The sequence below is a fragment of the Streptomyces sp. NBC_01298 genome (assembly GCF_035978755.1).
Lineage (GTDB): Bacteria > Actinomycetota > Actinomycetes > Streptomycetales > Streptomycetaceae > Streptomyces.
This window is the reverse complement of the sequence record NZ_CP108414.1, coordinates 5,540,089-5,559,253: the sequence shown is the minus strand read 5'-3', so window position 1 is coordinate 5,559,253 and position 19,165 is coordinate 5,540,089. Positions and strand designations below refer to the sequence as shown.

The 19,165-nt window shown below is 71.0% G+C and carries 15 protein-coding genes, 1 tRNA gene, 1 pseudogene and 1 riboswitch; of the genes and pseudogenes, 7 read left to right on the top strand and 10 right to left on the bottom strand.

Annotated elements, in window-relative coordinates:
- Positions 1-42 precede the first annotated feature (42 nt).
- The 3 genes from OG730_RS25355 to OG730_RS25345 all read left to right on the top strand — a co-directional run bounded on the left by OG730_RS25355 (position 43) and on the right by OG730_RS25345 (position 3,648).
- Positions 43-1,128 carry an SGNH/GDSL hydrolase family protein gene (locus tag OG730_RS25355; RefSeq protein WP_327306401.1) on the top strand — a complete coding sequence of 362 codons (1,086 nt, stop codon included), beginning with the start codon at positions 43-45 and terminating at the stop codon, positions 1,126-1,128.
- A 67-nt stretch (positions 1,129-1,195) separates the two neighbouring features.
- Positions 1,196-2,416: an acetyl-CoA C-acetyltransferase gene (locus OG730_RS25350; RefSeq protein WP_327306400.1), complete on the top strand. Its 1,221-nt coding sequence runs from the start codon at positions 1,196-1,198 to the stop codon at positions 2,414-2,416.
- A gap of 416 nt (positions 2,417-2,832) precedes the next feature.
- Positions 2,833-3,648: a hypothetical protein gene (locus tag OG730_RS25345; protein ID WP_327309412.1), complete on the top strand. Its 816-nt coding sequence runs from the start codon at positions 2,833-2,835 to the stop codon at positions 3,646-3,648.
- 231 nt (positions 3,649-3,879) lie between these two features.
- Here OG730_RS25345 and OG730_RS25340 read toward each other — a convergent pair.
- Positions 3,880-4,179, bottom strand: a pseudogene (locus OG730_RS25340) (hypothetical protein); the annotation flags it as partial.
- 106 nt (positions 4,180-4,285) lie between these two features.
- Here OG730_RS25340 and OG730_RS25335 point away from each other — a divergent pair.
- Positions 4,286-4,516: a DUF4287 domain-containing protein gene (locus tag OG730_RS25335; RefSeq protein ID WP_327306399.1), complete on the top strand. Its 231-nt coding sequence runs from the start codon at positions 4,286-4,288 to the stop codon at positions 4,514-4,516.
- Between the two features lie 140 nt (positions 4,517-4,656).
- Here the strand turns inward: OG730_RS25335 and OG730_RS25330 are convergent, their stop codons facing one another.
- Positions 4,657-5,514 carry a Bax inhibitor-1/YccA family protein gene (locus OG730_RS25330; protein ID WP_266957629.1) on the bottom strand — a complete coding sequence of 286 codons (858 nt, stop codon included), beginning with the start codon at positions 5,512-5,514 and terminating at the stop codon, positions 4,657-4,659.
- Positions 5,515-5,701: 187 nt separating this feature from the next.
- Positions 5,702-5,783: transfer RNA gene (locus OG730_RS25325), tRNA-Leu, on the bottom strand.
- A gap of 591 nt (positions 5,784-6,374) precedes the next feature.
- Between OG730_RS25325 and OG730_RS25320 the strand changes: the two genes are divergently transcribed.
- Together OG730_RS25320 and OG730_RS25315 are read left to right on the top strand one after the other, a co-directional pair.
- Positions 6,375-7,139 (top strand): ABC transporter ATP-binding protein, encoded by a 765-nt coding sequence (locus OG730_RS25320; protein ID WP_327309411.1) that lies wholly within the window; start codon positions 6,375-6,377, stop codon positions 7,137-7,139.
- A gap of 64 nt (positions 7,140-7,203) precedes the next feature.
- Positions 7,204-9,756, top strand: a complete 2,553-nt coding sequence (locus tag OG730_RS25315; RefSeq protein ID WP_327306398.1) for an ABC transporter permease — start codon at positions 7,204-7,206, stop codon at positions 9,754-9,756.
- A 94-nt stretch (positions 9,757-9,850) separates the two neighbouring features.
- On the opposite strand, the gene OG730_RS25310 is transcribed toward OG730_RS25315, so the two are convergent.
- Together OG730_RS25310 and OG730_RS25305 are read right to left on the bottom strand one after the other, a co-directional pair.
- A complete protein-coding gene (locus OG730_RS25310) occupies positions 9,851-11,170 on the bottom strand; it encodes a class I SAM-dependent methyltransferase (RefSeq protein ID WP_327306397.1) in 1,320 nt (439 codons plus the stop codon).
- 198 nt (positions 11,171-11,368) lie between these two features.
- Positions 11,369-12,754, bottom strand: coding sequence for an NAD(P)/FAD-dependent oxidoreductase (locus OG730_RS25305; protein ID WP_327306396.1), 1,386 nt, complete (start codon positions 12,752-12,754; stop codon positions 11,369-11,371).
- A gap of 441 nt (positions 12,755-13,195) precedes the next feature.
- Here OG730_RS25305 and OG730_RS25300 point away from each other — a divergent pair, with 441 nt between their 5' ends.
- The gene (locus OG730_RS25300) at positions 13,196-14,335 is read left to right on the top strand and encodes a DNA polymerase III subunit beta family protein (protein ID WP_327306395.1); all 1,140 of its coding nucleotides are present in this window, start codon (positions 13,196-13,198) and stop codon (positions 14,333-14,335) included.
- 70 nt (positions 14,336-14,405) lie between these two features.
- On the opposite strand, the gene OG730_RS25295 is transcribed toward OG730_RS25300, so the two are convergent.
- The 5 genes from OG730_RS25295 to OG730_RS25275 all read right to left on the bottom strand — a co-directional run bounded on the left by OG730_RS25295 (position 14,406) and on the right by OG730_RS25275 (position 18,865).
- Positions 14,406-15,347, bottom strand: a complete 942-nt coding sequence (locus tag OG730_RS25295; RefSeq protein WP_327306394.1) for a Ppx/GppA phosphatase family protein — start codon at positions 15,345-15,347, stop codon at positions 14,406-14,408.
- Complete coding sequence (locus OG730_RS25290; RefSeq protein WP_327306393.1) at positions 15,344-15,922, bottom strand: DUF501 domain-containing protein; 579 nt, start codon at positions 15,920-15,922, stop codon at positions 15,344-15,346. The genes OG730_RS25295 and OG730_RS25290 overlap by 4 nt, the downstream gene beginning before the upstream one ends.
- A 40-nt stretch (positions 15,923-15,962) precedes the next feature.
- Positions 15,963-16,451 carry an FtsB family cell division protein gene (locus OG730_RS25285; RefSeq protein ID WP_327306392.1) on the bottom strand — a complete coding sequence of 163 codons (489 nt, stop codon included), beginning with the start codon at positions 16,449-16,451 and terminating at the stop codon, positions 15,963-15,965.
- 108 nt (positions 16,452-16,559) lie between these two features.
- Positions 16,560-17,846, bottom strand: a complete 1,287-nt coding sequence (gene eno, locus OG730_RS25280; RefSeq protein WP_327306391.1) for a phosphopyruvate hydratase — start codon at positions 17,844-17,846, stop codon at positions 16,560-16,562.
- A gap of 320 nt (positions 17,847-18,166) precedes the next feature.
- On the bottom strand, positions 18,167-18,865 hold the full coding sequence (locus tag OG730_RS25275) for a transglycosylase family protein (RefSeq protein ID WP_327306390.1): 699 nt from the start codon (positions 18,863-18,865) through the stop codon (positions 18,167-18,169).
- 2 nt (positions 18,866-18,867) lie between these two features.
- Positions 18,868-19,039: riboswitch (cyclic di-AMP (ydaO/yuaA leader) on the bottom strand.
- Between the last annotated feature and the right edge of the window lie 126 nt (positions 19,040-19,165).

Genomic DNA, 19,165 nt, shown 5'->3' with positions numbered 1-19,165 from the left:
GCGCAGGGATCCGGCCAAGGGACCGAGAAGGTGGCTTGAAGGGTGTCCAGGGCGAGGACGGCCCGCCGCATCGCGGCGGGGGCGGCGTACGGCGGTGGCGGGCTCGGGCTCGTCGGGGCCGCCGCGGTCGGGCTGGTGGTCGCGGAGATGCAGTTCGCGAAGCGGACGGTCGGCACCGGGCTCCCGGATCCGCCGCGCGCGGACGGGCTGTACGGGAGCGAGTTCGGCGGTCCCGAGCTGAGTCCGGGCCCGCTGCGGTTCGGCGTGCTGGGCGATTCCACGGCGGCCGGGCTGGGCGTGCTGCGGGCCCGGCAGACGCCGGGCGCCCTGCTGGCCTCGGGGCTGGCGGCGGTGGCCGAGCGGCCGGTCGAGCTGCGCAACGTAGCCCTTTCGGGTGCGATGTCGGACGACCTGGACCGCCAGACGGGGCTGCTGCTGGACGGTGACGAACCGCCCCCCGACGTGTGCGTGATCATGATCGGCGCCAATGACGTGACCCGCCGGATGCCGCCCACCCAGTCGGTGCGGCTGCTGACCGCGGCCGTACGCCGGCTGCGGCTCGCGGGCTCCGAGGTGGTGGTCGGCACCTGTCCGGACCTCGGCACCATCGAGCCCGTGTACCAACCGCTGCGGTGGCTGGCCCGCCGGGTCTCGCGCCAGCTGGCGGCCGCCCAGACGATCGGGGTGCTCGCGCTGGGCGCCCGTACCGTCTCGATCGGTGACCTGATGGGGACGGAGTTCGCGGCGAACCCCCGCGAGATGTTCGGCCCGGACTCCTACCACCCGTCGGCGGAGGGCTACGCGACCGCGGCGATGGCCATACTGCCCACCCTGTGCGCGGCCCTGGGCGTCTGGCCCGAGTCGGACCGGCTGGACGTGTCGCGCAACGAGGACATGCTCCCGCTGGCCAAGGCCGCCTCGGCGGCGGCGGGACAGGCCGGCACGGAGGTGACCGGGGCCCGGGGCGCCTGGGCCCTGCTCAAGTACCGGCGCAGGCGCCGGGTGCCCGGCGAGGACCTCACGGAGCAGCCGGGGCGGAGCGCGCGGGCGGAGCAGACTGGAGGTACCGCGCCGGACGGTGCCACGGACGCGCCCAGAGCGACCGGAGTCACATCGCAAGGGCAGTGACCTCGACGGTACGGGGCGGTAACTTCGCATGCGGTCCCGGTACGACACCACTTCCCTTGGAGCCCCGATGCCCGAAGCCGTCATCGTTTCCACCGCCCGTTCGCCGATCGGGCGCGCTTTCAAGGGATCCCTCAAGGACGTCCGCCCGGACGACCTGACCGCCACGGTCATCCAGGCCGCCCTCGCCAAGGTCCCCGGGCTGGACCCGCGCGAGATCGACGACCTGATGCTGGGCTGCGGCCTCCCGGGCGGCGAGCAGGGCCACAACCTCGGCCGGATCGTCGCGGTGCAGATGGGCATGGACCACCTGCCCGCGACCACGATCACCCGCTACTGCGCCTCCTCGCTGCAGACCTCCCGGATGGCGCTGCACGCCATCAAGGCGGGCGAGGGCGACGTCTTCATCTCCGCGGGCGTCGAGATGGTCTCCCGGTCCGTGAACGGCTCCTCCGACGGCATCCCGGGCACCCACAACCCGCTCTTCGCCGACTCCGAGGCCCGCACCAAGGAGGTCGCCGAGTCCACCGGGTCCTCCTGGCACGACCCGCGCGAGGACGGCCGCACCCCCGACGCGTACATCGGCATGGGGCAGACCGCGGAGAACCTGGCCCGGCTCAAGGGCGTGACCCGCGCCGACATGGACGAGTTCGGCGTGCGTTCGCAGAACCTGGCCGAGGAAGCCATCAAGAACGGCTTCTGGGCCCGCGAGATCACCCCGGTCACCACCCCGGACGGCACGGTCGTCTCGCAGGACGACGGCCCGCGCGCCGGGGTCACCCTGGAGGCCGTCCAGGGCCTCAAGCCCGTCTTCCGCCCCGACGGCCTGATCACGGCCGGCAACTGCTGTCCGCTGAACGACGGCGCCGCGGCGCTGGTCGTCATGAGCGACACCAAGGCGCGCGAGCTGGGCCTGACCCCGCTGGCCCGGATCGTCTCCACCGGCGTCACCGGCCTCTCCCCCGAGATCATGGGCCTGGGCCCGGTCGAGGCGTCCAAGCAGGCCCTGAAGCGGGCGGGCCTGACCGTCGGCGACATCGACCTTTTCGAGATCAACGAGGCCTTCGCGGCCCAGGTGATCCCCTCCTACCGGGACCTGGAGATCCCGCTGGAGAAGCTGAACGTCAACGGCGGGGCCATCGCCATCGGTCACCCCTTCGGGATGACCGGCGCGCGCATCACCGGCACGCTGATCAACAGCCTGCAGTTCCACGACAAGCAGTTCGGCCTCGAAACCATGTGCGTCGGCGGCGGTCAGGGCATGGCCATGATCATCGAGCGGCTGAGCTGAGCCGCAGCGGAGGGTAGGGGTCGTCCTGAGGCACGAAGGACGGCACCTGCCCGCAGCGGAGGCGAAGCTCAGCGCGACCACAAGATCGAGCGGCTGAGCTAGGTCTCGATCGAGCGGGGCCGCCGGGATCAAGAGCCGAGGCCAGACGGCGTAAGGGATCCGCTTGATCCCATACGCCGTACTGACGCCGAATCCAATCCTGTCGCGGCCATTCTGTGACCAAATGTCCCCCAGGATGTGACCTTAGTCCTGGGGGATCATTGTTTCCCCAGGTCAGGCCTGGTTCGGGTGGGGCTCCCGGGACGAAAGGCCTGTCCAATTCATGACGTAATGCACTGCAAGCCATTCCCAGTTCAGGACAAGCTGATGTAGGAAGTCGGGGGATCGAATCAATCAGGAGTTAGTCAGTGAGCGCCATGTCTCTTGCCCTACTGCTGACCACGGCCGCTGCCACGGCCGTCGGCGCTGCTGCGCTGCACGCCGTCCACGGCCTGCGCAAGCAGGTCACCGCACTGCGCGGTGAGCTGACGGTTTCGCACCCCCGTGGCGCCGCCGCAACCGTTCCGCACGCCCGTAGCGCCGTGGAGTCCCCGGCCGCCGAGATACGAGCCGCCGTCGCCGAGGCCCTCGCCGAGGAGCGCGAGCGCGAGCTCGCCGAGGCGCGCGCCTTCTGGGCCGCTCAGGAGGCGCGTGACGCCGCCGACGCCCCCTCGCTGCTGGGCGGCCTGTCCGGCCTCGGCGAGGAGAGCCCCGTCTTCCTGCCCCGGCAGGCGGACATGGTGGGCCTGGAGCCGCTCCTGGGCGACGACGCCGAGGACTACCAGGGTTACCCGGAGGACTCGGCCGAGCTGGCCGCCGCCCGCCGGCGCCACCCCTCGCACCCGGACTTCGTCCCCGTGCAGGCCTCGCACCCCGGCGCCGACCACGAGCGCACGGTCAACCGCCTGGAGGAGCTCGCGGAGGCCCGTACGGCCCTCGCGGACGTCCGCCCCGGCCCGTTGGGCACCCTGGACGTGTACGTCTTCACCGACGGCACCACGCTCTGCATGACCCCGGGCCACCGGGAGACCGCCGAGCGGCTCGCCGACGCCCTGCGCTCGGGCAGCGCACCGGTCCTGCTGGGCGGCTCGGGCATCTCCGGCGCCTACGCCCTGACCTTCTCCTGCGGCGACTCCGAGGACCCGGACAGCAACGTCTACATCCTCGCCGACCGCGTCATCGCCTCGCTCTGAGCCCGTCGCTCTGAGCCCGCGCGGCGATCCGCGTCACCGCAGCGCCCCGGCTTCCGCCTGATCGACCAGCCGAACGGCCTCGTCCAGCATCTCGGACGGGGCCTTCGCCACGTCCGGGCCCGATACGTCGGGTGCGTCGGATGCGTCGGGTGCGTCCTGTCCGTCTTGTGCGCCCGTCGCGCCCGGGGAGCCGACCAGGCCGGTCGCGCCGGTCGCGCCGGTCGCGCCGGTCGCGCCGGCCGACGCGGCGTACAGGGCCTCGGCGAGGTCCAGCCCCGCCACGGCGAGCTGGTCGCCCACCACGAAGATGCCGGCGTCGGGCATCGTCCGCGCCGGAGCCGCCCCCGCGCCGCCCCCGCCGTCCCCGGCGCCCGTGGAGGCCGCCTCCAGCCGCTGCGCGCGCAGCGAGAGCTCCCGGGCCAGGTCCAGCGCCACCTCGGCGGCTCCCTGCTGGAGCCGGCTCTGCGGAGCCGCCCGCAGCCGGTCGGCGAAACGTTCCACGGCGGCGGTCAAGGGTGAGGTATCGAGCACCCGGCCGACCTTACGCGCCGCCCCGGCGCCATTGCCAACGGCCGAACTCTCCGGCACGGTGGCGTGAAGAGAACAGCACAGCACGGCGATACCCCCGGAGGCGCCCATGTCCGTCGAGTTCTCCGAACAGACCCACCGCAACATGATCGACAGAATCCCCCAGACCACCGGTCGTGAACTCTCCGACTGGCTCCGGACCGTGGAGGACGGCCCCTCCCTCGTCCGGTTCGAAGAGAAGGTCAGCTGGCTGCTCGGCGCGCACGAGCTGTCGTACGGCCAGGCCAAGGCGATCATCCACGAGCACGACCTGCGCAGGGCCGCCCGCAAGTTCGGCTGAGCCGGCCCCTGCCCCCGTCCCGAGCCCCCGACTTCCCGTCCGTCCCGATCACCCGATCCGCTGACCCCCGGCATGCGGGAAGGCCCCGCGAGCGCGTGCTCGCGGGGCCTTCCTCAGCTCAACGGGTGGAGCCGGTGGTACTAGTCGCCCTTGAGGATGGAGATCAGGCGCAGCATCTCCATGTAGATCCACACCAGGGTCATGGTGAGGCCGAAGGCCGCCAGCCAGGACTCCTCGCGGGGAGCGCCGTAGGCCACGCCGTCCTCGACCATCTTGAAGTCCATGGCGAGGAAGGCGGCGCCCAGGAGGATGCCGATGACGCCGAACAGGATGCCCAGGGGGCCGCTGCGGAAGCCGAGGCCGTCGCCGCCCGCGAAGACGGAGAACAGCAGGTTGACGACCATCAGGAGCATGAAGCCCACGGCGGCGGCCATCACGAAGCCGACGAAGCGCCGGTTCACCCTGATCCAGCGCATCTTGTACGCGAACAGCACGCCGGCGAAGACGCACATCGTGCCCATGACGGCCTGGACGACCGTGCCCGGGCCGGTGTAGGTGCTGACGGCCGAGCTGATGACGCCGAGGAAGACGCCCTCGAACGCGGCGTACGCCAGGATCAGCGCCGGGACCGGCTTGGCCTTGAACGACTGGATCATCGCGAAGACGAACGCGATGAGCGCGGCGCCGATGGCGATGCCGTACGACTTGTTGATGTTGGCCGAGTCGACCGGAAGAACGATCCAGGAGATCGCCGCCGTCAGGATGACCGTGCCGAGCGTCAGAGCCGTACGGCTCACGACGTCGTCGATGGTCATCGCGTTGCCGCGGACCGGCGCCTGCGGCATACCCGTGGCCGGGTCGGTCGCGTAGGGGTTGGTCGCGTACGGGTTGGTGGCGGTCCCGGCCTGGGCCTGGGGCTGCTGCGTGCCGAAGCCCGCATAAGCACCGTTGTCGCGGCTGAACCCCCGTCGCGAGAAGACCGGGTTGCTGCTCCTCATCTCACTCCTCCATGGCCACCGTGCGCGGCCTTGGAGTCAAGAGTAATGCGAACGCAAAGGAATCGCCCTACTGCTGGAGGAGGATCTTTCCCCGGGGGCACGAGTCCGGCGTGACGGGCGGGGGTACCCGTGGCGCCCCCGCCGTCCGCGCGTTCCGGCCTGAATCGGAACGTCCTCAACATCATCGTGCCCGAAGCCGGACTTGAACCGGCACGACCCGAGGGTCAGCGAGGTTTAAGCTCGCCGTGTCTGCATTCCACCATCCGGGCAGGGCGTAGCGGCCCCGTAGGAAAAGCCTTGAACGCTACGCCGAGCCTATCCGGAAGACTTGCGCCCCCACCTGGGCATCTCGCCGATGTTGTCTGATTTTATTGGTGATTGACGGCTCGTCAGGGGACAGAAGGCGCGGTCGGCACGTTCCGGGCGTCGATCATGGCCGCCACGGGATTGACGGGATTTCGATGGCCCGCGCCACCCCGCACGCCACCCCGTGCGCCACCCCCTCGGGCCGGCTCCGCTTCCGGTCCCCCGCCGGTCCGCCCCCGCCCCCGGCCCCGGCTCCGCTTCCGCCCCCGGTGCGGGCTCCGTTCCCACCCCCGCAGGGGCTCCGCTCCGGCCCGTGCGCGGCTCCCGTTTCCCGTTCCGGGCCCCGCCGGACCGGCTGCCTCCCCGCGTCCGCCCCGCGCCGCCGTCATACCAAAGGAGGAGGCCCGGCCCTCCGTGGTCAGTCTCCAGGGGACCGGAGAAGGGGCATCACGGCTGATCCGGAGCGGGGGTGGGCGCCACGAGGATGGAGGGGTCCCGCCAACCGCGGACCGTGAGCCCGGTCCGTCCTTCGAGGAGCCGCCCCCGTGACCACCATGAACTACGCCCCGCACACCGCCCAGGCCGTCGCCGCGCGCGCCTCCGGCCTCTCCAAGGTGTACGGCCAGGGCGAGACCCAGGTGGTCGCTCTGGACAACGTCTCCGTGGACTTCGCGCAGGGCCAGTTCACCGCGATCATGGGCCCCTCCGGATCCGGCAAGTCCACGCTGATGCACTGCGTCGCCGGCCTGGACACCTTCTCCGCCGGGTCGGTCCGCATCGGCGAGACCGAGCTGTCCACCCTGAAGGACAAGCAGCTGACGCAGCTGCGCCGGGACAAGATCGGCTTCATCTTCCAGGCCTTCAACCTGCTGCCGACCCTGACGGCCCTGGAGAACATCACGCTCCCCATGGACATCGCCGGCCGCAAGCCCGACAAGCAGTGGCTGGACTCGGTGATCAACATGGTCGGCCTCGCCGACCGCCTCTCCCACCGCCCCACCCAGCTCTCCGGCGGCCAGCAGCAGCGCGTCGCCGTGGCCCGCGCCCTGGCCTCCCGCCCCGAGATCATCTTCGGTGACGAGCCCACCGGAAACCTCGACTCGCGCTCCGGCGCCGAGGTCCTGGGCTTCCTGCGCAACTCCGTGCGCGAGCTCGGCCAGACCGTCGTGATGGTCACCCACGACCCGGTCGCCGCCTCCTACGCGGACCGCGTCATCTTCCTCGCCGACGGCCGCATCGTCGACGAGATGATCCAGCCCACCGCGGACGGCGTGCTCGACCGCATGAAGGCCTTCGACGCCAAGGGCCGCACCAGCTGAGGGACGCCCGCGCCCCGCGCAGACGTCCGTCCCCGCTGACCTCCTAGACCTGGATTCCTCCACCATGTTCCGTACCGCCCTGCGCAACGTGCTCGCGCACAAGGCCCGGCTGCTGATGACGGTGCTCGCCGTCGTCCTCGGCGTCGCCTTCGTCTCCGGCACGCTCGTCTTCACCGACACCGTCGGCAAGGCGATGTCGAACCAGTCCGCCAAGAGCTTCGACGGCGTCGCCGTCTCGGTCACCTCCTACGGCGCCTCCCGCAACGACGAGGGCGTCAAGGAGGGCGAGCCGGGCATCAGCCAGAAGACCCTCGACAAGGTCAAGGCCCTCGACGGCGTCGACGCCGCCTCCGGCCGCGTGAGCGGCTTCGCCGCCGTGGGCGACCAGGACGGCAAGCTGATCGGCACCGGCTGGGCCAACACCGGCGCCAACTTCGTCCCCCTCAAGGACGGCAAGGACCCCCGCTACGCCTTCGCCGAGGGCAACGGCCCGGCCAAGGCCGGCGAGATCGCCCTCGACAAGGAGACCGCCAAGCGCGGCGAGTACAAGGTGGGCGACAAGGTCCGCGTGGCCGACAACGGCCCGGCCAAGGAGTACACGCTCGCCGGCGTCTTCACCACCGAGGACGGCGCGGTCAACGCGGGCGGCTCGCTCGTCCTGTTCGACACCCCGACCGCCCAGCGGCTCTACCTGGAGCCGGGCTACTACAGCGAGCTGTCGGTCAGCGCCAAGGCCGGCACCGGCGCCGACCAGCTGCTCACCGAGATCAAGCCGCTCGTCGGCAAGGACGCCAAGGCCCAGACCGGGGCGGCGCTCGCGGCCGAGCAGGCCAAGGACATCGAAGCCGGCATGGGCAGCATGAACCAGATGCTGCTGACGTTCGCGCTGATCTCGCTCTTCGTCGGCATCTTCCTGATCTACAACACCTTCACCATGCTGGTCGCCCAGCGCACCAAGGAACTGGCCCTGCTGCGCGCCGTCGGCGCCAACCGCGGCCAGGTCAAGCGCTCGGTCCTCGCCGAGGCCCTGGTCGTCGGCGTCATCTCCTCCGCCATCGGCCTGATCGCCGGCGTCGGGCTCGCCATCGGCATGCGCGCCGCGATGGGCGCCTTCGACGTGAAGATCCCGGCCGGCCCGCTGGTCGTCGCCCCCGCCACCGTCCTCGCGGCGATCGTCATCGGCGTCGTCGTCACGATGCTCGCCGCCTGGCTGCCCGCGCGCCGCACCGCCAAGATCTCCCCGGTCGCCGCGATGGGCAGCGCCCACCTGCCGGCCTCCTCCAAGTCCCTGGTGCTGCGCAACAGCATCGGCGGCGCCGTCACCCTGCTCGGTCTGCTCGCCATCCTCGGCGGCGCGATCGCCGGCAAGGACGGCAGGGTGCTCATCGGCGCCGGCGCCTTCTTCACGATGATCGGCATCATCGTCCTGCTGCCGGCCCTCTCCCGCCCGGTCATCGCGGCGGTCCGCCCGCTGCTGGAGAAGGCCTTCGGCGTCGCCGGCAAGCTGGCCGCGCAGAACGCGGTCCGCAACCCGCGCCGCACCGCCGTCACCGCCGCCTCGCTGGCCATCGGCCTGACCCTGGTCACCGCCCTGTCCGTGCTCGGCATCACGATGGGCAAGGCCATCGACCGGATGACGACGGACAACCTCAAGGCCGACTACACGGTCTCCATGGGCGAGAGCTTCGGCAGCCTGGACGCATCCGTGATCCCGGCCCTGGCGAAGGCCCCGGGCGTCAAGGCGGTCTCTCCGCAGCAGGCCGGCGACTTCAAGGTCGGCGACGGCGACACCTACCGCTCCGTCTCCGGGGTCAACCCGGCGACCATCGGCCAGCTCCTCAACTTCGACGTGGTCAGCGGGCAGCTGACCAGCCTCGCCAAGGGCGAGGTGGCCGTCTCCGAGAAGACCGCGAAGTCGGACGGCCTGTCGGTCGGCTCCCCCCTGAAGGTCACCTTCCCGGACAACAAGAAGGAGAGCCTGAAGGTCGGCGCGGTCTACAAGGACATGGAGGGCATGCTCTCCCCCTACGTGATCGACTCCCGGATCCTCGACCGGCACGACGAGAAGCCGTACCTGCGCGAGGTCCTCGTCAAGATGGACGGCGGCCCCTCCGCCAAGGGCGAGCAGGCCCTCGTCGACGCCCTCGGCAAGAACCCGGCGATCACCTTCGCCACCCAGCAGGACATCCGCAACCAGATGGGCGGCATGATCAACACCGCCCTGAACATCATGTACGGCCTGCTCGCCATGGCGCTGATCATCTCGGTCCTCGGCGTCGTCAACACCCTGGCGATGTCCGTGTACGAGCGGACGCAGGAGATCGGCATGCTGCGGGCCATCGGCCTGGACCGCGGCCGGGTCAAGAACATGATCCGGCTGGAGGCCATCGTCATCTCGCTCTTCGGCGCGGTCATCGGCGTGGCGCTGGGCACCTTCATCGCCTGGGCCGTCGGCGAGACCGTCAAGGGCTCGATCCCGAACTACGCCCTGGTGATCCCCTTCGACCGGATCGCGATCTTCATGCTGCTGGCCGGCATCGTCGGCGCCCTGGCGGCCATGTGGCCCGCCCGCAGCGCGGCCCGGCTGAACATGCTGACCGCGATCAAGACGGAGTAGCCGCGCCGGCCGTACGACGGCGCCCGTACGAAGCCGCAGGGCCCCGCGACATCACGTCGCGGGGCCCTGCGGCCGTTTCACCCGGCGTACGGGGCTACGCGGGCCACTCCCGTGCGCGCAGCGGCATTCCGGAGGCCGACCGTCTCCCGGTGCGCACCGCGAGCACCTGGTTGACGCCGAGCCGGTTGTGCTCGAAGGCGAGCGCCGAGGCGGCCATGTACAGCTGCCAGACCCGGGCCCGCCCGGGCGAGGTCAGCCGCTGGGCCTCCTCCCAGTGCTCCTCCAGCCGGGCCACCCAGGCCCGCAGGGTGAGCGCGTAGTGCTCGCGCAGCGCCTCCAAGTCGCGGACCTCGAAGCCGGCCCGCTCGAGCTCGCCGACGGTGGTGCCCAGTGGCGACAGCTCGCCGTCGGGGAAGACGTAGGCGTCTATGAACGCGTCGATCCGGTAGGCCTCCTCGTCCGGTTCGGGACGCCGCGCGATCTGGTGGTTCAGCAGCCTCCCGCCCGGCCGCAGCAGGCCGTACAGCGTGTGGGCGTACGTGCGGTAGCGCTCGGCGCCGACGTGTTCGGCCATCCCGATGGAGGAGACGGCGTCGTACGGGCCGTCCTTGACGTCCCGGTAGTCCTGGACCCGGATCTCCACGAGGTCCGCCAGGCCCTCCTCCGCGACCCGCTTGCGGGCGTAGGCGGCCTGTTCGCCGGAGAGGGTGATCCCGGTGACCTTGGCCCCGTACTCCCGGGCCGCGTGCAGGGCCATCGAGCCCCAGCCGCAGCCGACGTCCAGGAGCCGGTCCCCCGGGCCCAGGGCGAGCTTGCGGCAGACCAGGTCCAGCTTGTCCCGCTGGGCGTCCTCCAGGCTCCCGCCGGGGGTCCAGTAGGCGCAGGAGTACACCATCGACGGGCCGAGCACCCGCTCGTAGAAGGTGTTGCCCACGTCGTAGTGGTGGCTGATGGCCCGCCGGTCGCTGCCCTTCGTGTGCCGGGGCCCGCCGCGGCGGACGGCCTCCTCGGGCGGCGGGGCCGGCTTGGTCCACGGCCGCGCCAGGCCCACGAGGCCCCGTACGGCGGCCCGGGAGCGCGGATCGCGCAGCAGGGCGGCGGGCCCGGCGCCCTTGCCGGCGGACGGCTCGGGAGCCGGCTCGCGGTCCCGCTCCCAGAGCAGCCCGCCGACCCGGTCCAGCAGCTCGAACAGGTCCCCGTCGACGGTGAGGTCCCCGGCCACCCAGGCGCGGGCCAGGCCCAGCTCGCCGGGCTTCCACAGGATCCGGCGCAGGGCGCGCCGGTTGTTCAGGACCAGGATGGGACCGCCGAGCGGACCGGCCTCGCTGCCGTCCCAGACCCGGATCCGGACGGGGAGGGGGGCTCCCATCAGGGTTTCGGCTAAAGCGGCCAGCCGCGGCGCGGCGTCGTTCATGCGGGATCCTCCAACAAGCACCGACGAGCTCGACAAGTTCCGACCGCACGGCATACCCGGATCCGGTCCCGAATATGCCGAAGGGGCCGCCCGCACCACGGATGGCGGGCGGCCCCTTCGGGACGCGCTGGGTCGTACTGGTCGTACTGGTCTTGCCGGTACCGCTGATCCTGCTCGTCCTGCCGGGGCCCTACGGGGTCAGGAGGCCTTGGCCTTCTCGGCCGGGGCCGTGACGGCGGCCGGAGCCGGCGCCGGCTTGGCGGCCTCGTAGAACTCCTCGCGGGGGCTCTCCAGGGCGCCGAGGGAGACGACCTCGCGCTTGAGGAACATCGCGAGGGTCCAGTCGGCGAAGACGCGGATCTTGCGGTTCCAGGTCGGCATGGCCATGCCGTGGTAGCCACGGTGCATGTACCAGGCGAGACGGCCCTTGAGCTTGATCTTCATCTTGCCCATGACGATCATCGCGACGCCCTTGTGGAGGCCGAGGCCCGCCACCGCACCCTTGTTGGAGTGCGAGTACTCGGCCTGCGGGAAGCCCCGCATGCCCGAGATGACGTTGTCGCCGAGGACCTTGGCCTGGCGCAGCGCGTGCTGGGCGTTCGGCGGGCACCAGGCGTTCTCCACGCCGGCCTTGCGGGCGGCGAGGTCGGGCACCTGGGCGTTGTCGCCGGCGGTCCAGATGTAGTCCGTGCCCTTGACCTGGAGGGTCGGCTCGGCGTCCACGTGGCCGCGGGGGCCCAGCGGCAGGCCGTAGCGGGCCAGCACGGGGTTGGGCTTCACGCCGGCGGTCCACACGAGGGTGCTGGAGTCGACCTCGAGGCCGTTCTTCAGCACCACGTGGCCGTCCACGCAGGAGTCCATGGAGGTGTTCAGGTAGATCTCGATGCCGCGCGACTCGAGGTGCTCCTTGCCCCAGGTGCCGAGCTTGGGCCCGACCTCGGGAAGGATCTTGTCGGCCGCGTCTACCAGGATGAAGCGCATGTCCTCGCGCTTGATGCTGGAGTAGTACTTCGCGGCGTCGCGGGCCATGTCCTCGACCTCGCCGATCGTCTCGGCACCGGCGAAGCCGCCGCCGACGAAGACGAAGGTGAGGGCCTTGCGGCGGACGTCCTCGTCCGTCGTGGACTCGGCCTTGTCGAGCTGCTCGAGTACGTGGTTGCGCAGGCCGATGCCCTCTTCCACGCCCTTCATGCCGATGCCCTGTTCGGCGAGGCCGGGGATCGGGAAGGTGCGGGAGACGGCGCCGAGCGCGATCACCAGGTAGTCGAAGGGCAGCTCGTACGCCTCGCCGACCAGCGGCGTGACGACGGCGACCTTGCGGTCCTGGTCGATGTTCGTGACCCGGCCGGTGAGGACCTCAGCCTTCGGAAGCACGCGTCGCAGCGGTACGACGACGTGCCGAGGCGAGATGCTGCCTGCGGCCACTTCGGGGAGGAAGGGCTGGTAGGTCATGTACGAGCGCGGGTCGACGACCGTGACGGTCGCCTCGCCGTAACGCATCTTCTTCATGATGCGCTTGGCTGCGTACAGGCCTACGTACCCACCTCCTACAACGAGGATCCTGGGACGCTCCGTGGTGCTCATGGAACGAGTATCCAGCACCCCCAGGGGTGACGCTCGTGAGCCCCTTCACAAGGACCTTGGGACCCTCTGCTACACTCCGCCGCCCACGTGACCGAGGTCATGGCGCGAAGCGGGAACCAGGGTGTAACGGGAGTCGTTGAACACCAGTCCTGAACTGGCCTCCGAGCCCCTAAGCGGAGTAGACCACCGCCTTCGTGGATACCTACCGCCAGAGGTGTGCGAGGTCCGGCAATCGCACGAACGCGAGCAAAAAGAAGGCCCAGGAGGCTCCGGACTCGCCCAAAAGGCTCCTCCGAGGCCCTTACAGGCACCTTTTCCTTGTGAAGAACTTCACGAAGTTCATGTGGACGACGGGACCTAAGACCCCCGAACAGCCCCCCAGGAGCCCTTCTTGACCCTCGACCTGGTCGAGGGCCCAGGGTTCGGGGCGTGGAGAACGAGATGCGCAGTATCGGCGAGACGGCCCTCGACAGCGGCCTGAGCGTGAGTGCCCTGCGGTTCTACGACGGGGCCGGCGTGCTGGTTCCCGTCCGGGTGGATCCGGCGAGCGGGTACCGCTGGTACGGACCCGAGCAGGTCGAGGAGGCCCGGCTGCTGGCCCGGCTCCGGCGGACCGGGATGCCCCTGGCGGACATCCGGCTCGTGCTGGCCGGCTGGGCCGGCGCGGACACCGATCTGGTCCGCGGCCTGCTCCGGGCGCACCTGCTCCGGCTGGAAGAGGGCCTGTCCGACGCCCGCACCGAGCTCTCCGCGATCCGCGCCCTACTCGACCGCAGGGAGACCCCCATGACCGAGACCACGATCACGAACACGACCGCCCGCACGACCGCCCAGGCCGCCGCCCACGCCGCCGCCGGCACGACCGCGCGGCTCACCGTCTCCGGGCCCGAGCTGGCCGCCACCCTGGACTCGGTCCGGTTCGCCGTCTCCGCCGATCCCGCTCTGCCGGTGCTCGGCGGCATCCTGTTCGACATCGAGGACGGGGCGCTGCGCGTCGTGGCCACCGACCGGTACCGCCTGGCCGTGGCCCGCGCCGGGGTCACCGGCCACACCGGTCCCCGCGTCCAGCTCCTCGTACCCGCCCCGCTCGCGGACGCGATGCGGGCGCTGCTGAGCGACGACGCCCCGGTCCTGCTGACCGTGGACGGCGACCGCGTGGCCCTGGAGACGGAGGCGGCGGACCGCCAGGCGGCCGGCCGGTGCCTGGACCACGAGTTCCCCGACTACCGCCGCCTGATCAGCCTGCCCGCGGGGCGCCGGGTCCTGGTCGACGTTCCGGCCTTCCGCGAGACGCTGGAGAACGGCCCGGTCCGCCCGGCCGTGCGCGAGCGGGACGGCGCGACCGGCGAGCTCAGCGTGCTCAGGGTGACCGGCGAGGGGACGGTGTCCCTGGGCGCCGACGGAGACGACGAACCGGCCGACGTCGGCCTGAACCGCGCGTTCCTGCTCGACGCGCTCGCCGCCGGAGCCCGGGACCGGCTGATCCTGGAGCTCGGCGCCCCCAAGGCCCCCGTGGCGATCCGCCGCCCCGACGACGAGGAGTCCTTCTCCCTCCTGATGCCGGTCCGGCTGGACGGGTAGCCGTCCGGACGTGACGGTGCCCCCGGCGGGATCCGCCGGGGGCACCCTCACGTGCGTGTCGAACGGCCCGTCAGGCGATGGACCAGGCGATTCCGTCGAGGATGTCGTGCTCCGAGACGACGACCTCCGTGGCGCCGATCCGCTCCATGATCGCCAGCAGGACCAGGGCGCCCGCGCCGATCACGTCGACCCGTCCCGGGTGCATCACCGGGATGACCGCGCGCTCGGCGTGCGTCAGCGTCAGCATCCGCTCGCTGATCTCGCGGACCGTCCCGTACGGGATCCGGGAGTGGTGGATCCGCGCCGAGTCGTACGCCTCCAGGCCGAGCGCGATCGCGGCGACCGTGGTCACCGAACCGGCCAGGCCCACCAGGGTGCGCGCCTCGGCCAGCGGGACCGTCTCGGAGGCCAGGTCCAGGGCCGCCTCGATGTCGGCCCGTATCGCGGCGATCTGCTCGGCGGTCGGCGGGTCGGTGACGACCCCGTCCACCGTCAGGTGGCGCTCGGTCATCCGGACGCAGCCCACGTCGACGGAGCGGGCCGCCCCGACGTGCTCGGTGCCGACCACGAACTCCGTGGAGCCGCCGCCGATGTCCACCACCAGGAAGGGCCGCTCCAGATCGGTGCGGCCGGTCAGCTCGCCGGTGGCGCCGGTGAAGGAGAACTCGGCCTCCTGGTCCCCGCTGATCACCTCGGGCTCGACGCCCAGGATGTCCAGGACGCCCCGGACGAACTCGTCCCGGTTCTCGGCGTCCCGGGAGGCCGAGGTCGCCACGAAGCGCACCCGCTCGGCGCCGAGCTCCTTGATGACCGCCGCGTACTCGCGGCACGCCGCGAAGGTGCGCTCCAGCGCCTCCGGGGCCAGCCGGCCGGTCTTGTCGACGCCCTGGCCGAGCCGGACGACGGTCATCCGGCGGTCCAGGTCGGTCAGCTCGCCGGTGGCGCGGTCGAGGTCCGCGACGAGGAGCCGGATGGAGTTCGTACCGCAGTCGACGGCCGCGACCCGGGTCACGCGCCCGCCTCCCCGTCCGCGGCCGCGGCGTTCTCTGCGTGCCCGTCGGCCTTCTTCTCGCCGCACGGGGTGACGCAGGCGCCCTTGGCCCACCACTCGGGCAGCATCGCCAGCGCCTCGTCGCCGAAGGGGTTCACGCCCGGGCCCGCGGCCAGGGAGTGGCCGACCAGCACGTGCAGGCACTTCACCCGGTCCGGCATGCCGCCGGCGCTCGGGAAGCCCTGGAGCACCTCGATGGCGTCGCGGCGGGTGATGTAGTCCTCGTGCGCGGCCCGGTAGGCCGCGGCCAGCTCCGGGTCCACGGCGAGGCGGGCCTGCATCTCCTTCATCACGCCGTTGGCCTCCAGCGTGCCGATCGCACCGGCGGCCCGCGGGCAGGTCAAGTAGTACAGCGTCGGGAAGGGGGTGCCGTCGGGGAGCCGCGGGGCGGTCTCCACCACGTCCGGCTGCCCGCAGGGGCAGCGGTGCGCGATGGCGCGGAGCCCGCGCGGGGGGCGGCCGAGCTGCTGTTCGAACGCCTCGATGTCGGCGGCGGTCGGCTCGGTCCGGTCGGTCTGGGGCGGGGGCGTCTGCATGCCTGGAGGAAGTCTTTTCGTTCTCGTGGATGGGTGGGACTCAGTCGCCCGGGCGGTCGGCCTTGTCGACGCCGTCCCAGACGTTGGAGTACCAGGGCCGGTCGGTGGCGGCCTGTCCGCCGCGGCGCTGCTCTCCCGCGGCGGCTCCGGGGTCGGTCATGATGTAGCTGACCTCACCCGGCCGGACGAAGTGCAGGTGCTTGCGCGCCTGCTGCTCGGCGTACGCGTTGTCCTGCCAGCGGGCCTTCTCGTCGCGCAGCCGTTCCAGCCGGTCCCGCGCGGAGACGGCCTCCTTCTGCTGCTGCGCGATCTCCGAGCGCTGGGAGACGTACTGGCGCATCGGATACGCGAGGGCGACGACCAGGGTACAGAGGACGAGCACGAGCAGGGCGGCCCGGCCGGTGAGCCGGCTGCGGCGGACCTGCCGGCGGGACTGCGAGCGGTACACGTGTGCCGCGGTCCGCTCACCGAGCTGCTTGAGCCTGGTCGCGGTCGAGAACGTGGCGAACCGGTCCCGGTTCCCGGCCATTGATCCGCCTCCCCTATATGCGCACGACGCACTACGTCCCCGCACACGGTACGGGACCGAGTGCGGGGACGTAGGGAGGCTTGCGCCCCTAAGGACCGATCAGGGTGTTCAGCCCTTGAAGCGCGGGAAGGCGCTGCGGCCGGCGTACACCGCGGCGTCGTCGAGGATCTCCTCGATGCGCAGCAGCTGGTTGTACTTGGCGACGCGGTCCGAGCGGGCCGGGGCGCCGGTCTTGATCTGGCCGCAGTTCACGGCGACCGCGAGGTCGGCGATCGTGACGTCCTCGGTCTCACCGGAACGGTGCGACATCATGCACTTGAAACCGTTGCGCTGGGCCATCTCGACGGCGTCCAGGGTCTCGGTCAGCGAACCGATCTGGTTCACCTTGACGAGCAGGGCGTTCGCCGAGCCCTCTTCGATGCCGCGGGCGAGACGCTCGGGGTTGGTGACGAAGAGGTCGTCGCCGACGATCTGGACCTTGGAGCCCAGGCGGTCGGTGAGGGTCTTCCAGCCGGCCCAGTCGTCCTCGAACAGCGGGTCCTCGATGGAGACCAGCGGGTACGCCTCGACGAGCTCGGCGTAGTAGTCGGTCATCTCGGCGGCCGAGCGGGACTTGCCCTCGAACTCGTAGTTGCCGTCCTTGTAGAACTCGGACGCGGCGACGTCGAGCGCGAGCGCGATCTGGGTGCCCGGGACGTAGCCGGCCTGCTTGATGGCCTCGACGATGAGGTCAAGCGCGGCGCGGTTCGACTCGAGGTTCGGCGCGAAGCCGCCCTCGTCGCCGAGACCGGTGGAGAGGCCCTTGGTGTGCAGGACCTTCTTGAGGGTGTGGTAGACCTCGGCACCCCAGCGAAGGGCCTCGGAGAAGGACTCCGCGCCGATCGGGGCGATCATGAACTCCTGGATGTCGACGTTGGAGTCGGCGTGCGACCCACCGTTCAGGATGTTCATCATCGGAACGGGCAGCAGGTGCGCGTTCGGGCCGCCGAGGTAGCGGAACAGCGGGAGGTCCGAGGCCTCGGACGCGGCGTGCGCGACGGCGAGGGAGACGCCCAGGATGGCGTTGGCGCCGAGGGAGCCCTTGTTCTCGGTGGCGTCCAGGTCGATCATCGCCTGGTCGATCAGGCGCTGCTCGGTGGCGTCGTAGCCGACGAGCTCCGGGCCGAGCTGCTCGATGACGGCGAGGACGGCCTTCTCTACGCCCTTGCCGAAGTAACGGTTGGGGTCACCGTCACGGAGCTCTACGGCTTCGAACGCTCCGGTGGAGGCGCCGGACGGGACTGCAGCACGGCCGGTGCTGCCATCGTCGAGGCCCACCTCGACCTCGACCGTGGGGTTGCCTCGGGAGTCCAGGATTTCCCGGGCTACGACGACGTCGATGGACGGCACGAGCATCTCCTTCTGGGATGTGACGCTGGGTGTGCGGTGGCGTGTCAGGCCGTGGGATGGCCTTGCCGCTTAGAGCCTAACCGCCTCCGGGCACTCGGCCAGCCGACCGCCCGGGGGCTGGGACGAAAAAGGGCCTGAATGCCCCTCTTACAGGACATAGGACCCTTGATCATCGGCCTTTCGGAGGCTCCGTCAGACCGGGGACATCCGCACACAGCACCGCCCGGCGCGAAGGGGGTTACGCGCCGGGCGGTGGAATCGCTGGTGGAACTACGCGGTGGAACTACTGCGCGTCGCGAAAGCGGCCGCGAGCGTTCTCACGGCTTTCAGCTGAGGTTCAGCTTCTGGCCGGGGTAGATCAGGTTCGCGTCCGACACGATCTCCTTGTTGAGCTCGAAGAGCTTCTCCCAGCCACCGGACACGTTGTTCGCGTCGGCGATCGCGCCCAGCGTGTCGCCGGACTTGACCTCGTAGGAGCCGTTGCCCGTCTTCGGCGCGGCGGCCGGACGCTCGGAGCGGGTCGTCGGAGCCTCGACGCGCTTGGTCTCCTTCTTCGGAGCCTCGGTCTTCGGCTTCGTCTTCGGCGCGGCCGGCTTCGGCTGCGTCTTCGGCTTGGAGGGGGTGGTCGTCCCCGAGCCGCCGCCGGTGTAGGAGGAGTTCGACAGGCCGACGCCGCAGGACGGCCAGGCGCCCTTGCCCTGGCCCTTGAGGACCTTCTCGGCGATGGCTATCTGCTGGCCCTTGGAGGCCTGGTTGGCCTGCGCGGCGTACGCCTTGCCGCCGTACGCGGCCCAGGTGGAGGACGAGAACTGCAGGCCGCCGTAGTAGCCGTTGCCCGTGTTGATGGACCAGTTGCCGCCGGACTCGCAGGAGGCGACCCGGTCCCACTCGGCGCCGGTCGCGGCGGAAGCGGTGCCCGCGGCCATCAGCGGCGCGGCCACGGTGACACCGGCGACACCGGCGAGGGTGACGATGCGGACGGCCTTGGAACCGCGACGGTGCTTGCCCTTGCCCGAAAGCAGCATGGAGTTCTCCTCACCGACGCCTACGAGGTGAGCTGTCGGGTTCGGGCGAGTGAGTGCCCGGCCGAGCGACCTAGCGCTCGTCTTAACCCCTAGCCGGCGTTGTGACCGTCTCTCAACGGCCGCTACCGGCGCCTACCTTGGTTCCCCCGCTCCTGCCTTCGGCGCTTTACGCGACGAGTGTTCCCTCCGTCCGCCGGCAGGATTCGGCGATGCGGTCGAAGGAGCCCGCGGTGGCGAGCGATTCAGAAGGTAGACAGGTCTCCCCCCGATGTTCAACGAGCAACATCGGGGGAAAACGGT

What these genes read in the sequence shown, in the direction of transcription:
- OG730_RS25300 (WP_327306395.1), top strand. Translation starts at nt 13,196, where the DNA reads ATGCGCAGTATCGGCGAGACGGCCCTCGACAGCGGCCTGAGCGTGAGT.
- OG730_RS25330 (WP_266957629.1), bottom strand. Translation starts at nt 5,514, where the DNA reads ATGAGGAGCAGCAACCCGGTCTTCTCGCGACGGGGGTTCAGCCGCGAC.
- OG730_RS25290 (WP_327306393.1), bottom strand. Translation starts at nt 15,922, where the DNA reads ATGCAGACGCCCCCGCCCCAGACCGACCGGACCGAGCCGACCGCCGCC.
- OG730_RS25345 (WP_327309412.1), top strand. Translation starts at nt 2,833, where the DNA reads ATGTCTCTTGCCCTACTGCTGACCACGGCCGCTGCCACGGCCGTCGGC.
- OG730_RS25275 (WP_327306390.1), bottom strand. Translation starts at nt 18,865, where the DNA reads ATGCTGCTTTCGGGCAAGGGCAAGCACCGTCGCGGTTCCAAGGCCGTC.
- OG730_RS25315 (WP_327306398.1), top strand. Translation starts at nt 7,204, where the DNA reads ATGTTCCGTACCGCCCTGCGCAACGTGCTCGCGCACAAGGCCCGGCTG.
- OG730_RS25335 (WP_327306399.1), top strand. Translation starts at nt 4,286, where the DNA reads ATGTCCGTCGAGTTCTCCGAACAGACCCACCGCAACATGATCGACAGA.
- OG730_RS25285 (WP_327306392.1), bottom strand. Translation starts at nt 16,451, where the DNA reads ATGGCCGGGAACCGGGACCGGTTCGCCACGTTCTCGACCGCGACCAGG.
- OG730_RS25305 (WP_327306396.1), bottom strand. Translation starts at nt 12,754, where the DNA reads ATGAGCACCACGGAGCGTCCCAGGATCCTCGTTGTAGGAGGTGGGTAC.
- OG730_RS25320 (WP_327309411.1), top strand. Translation starts at nt 6,375, where the DNA reads ATGAACTACGCCCCGCACACCGCCCAGGCCGTCGCCGCGCGCGCCTCC.
- OG730_RS25350 (WP_327306400.1), top strand. Translation starts at nt 1,196, where the DNA reads ATGCCCGAAGCCGTCATCGTTTCCACCGCCCGTTCGCCGATCGGGCGC.
- OG730_RS25310 (WP_327306397.1), bottom strand. Translation starts at nt 11,170, where the DNA reads ATGAACGACGCCGCGCCGCGGCTGGCCGCTTTAGCCGAAACCCTGATG.
- eno (WP_327306391.1), bottom strand. Translation starts at nt 17,846, where the DNA reads ATGCTCGTGCCGTCCATCGACGTCGTCGTAGCCCGGGAAATCCTGGAC.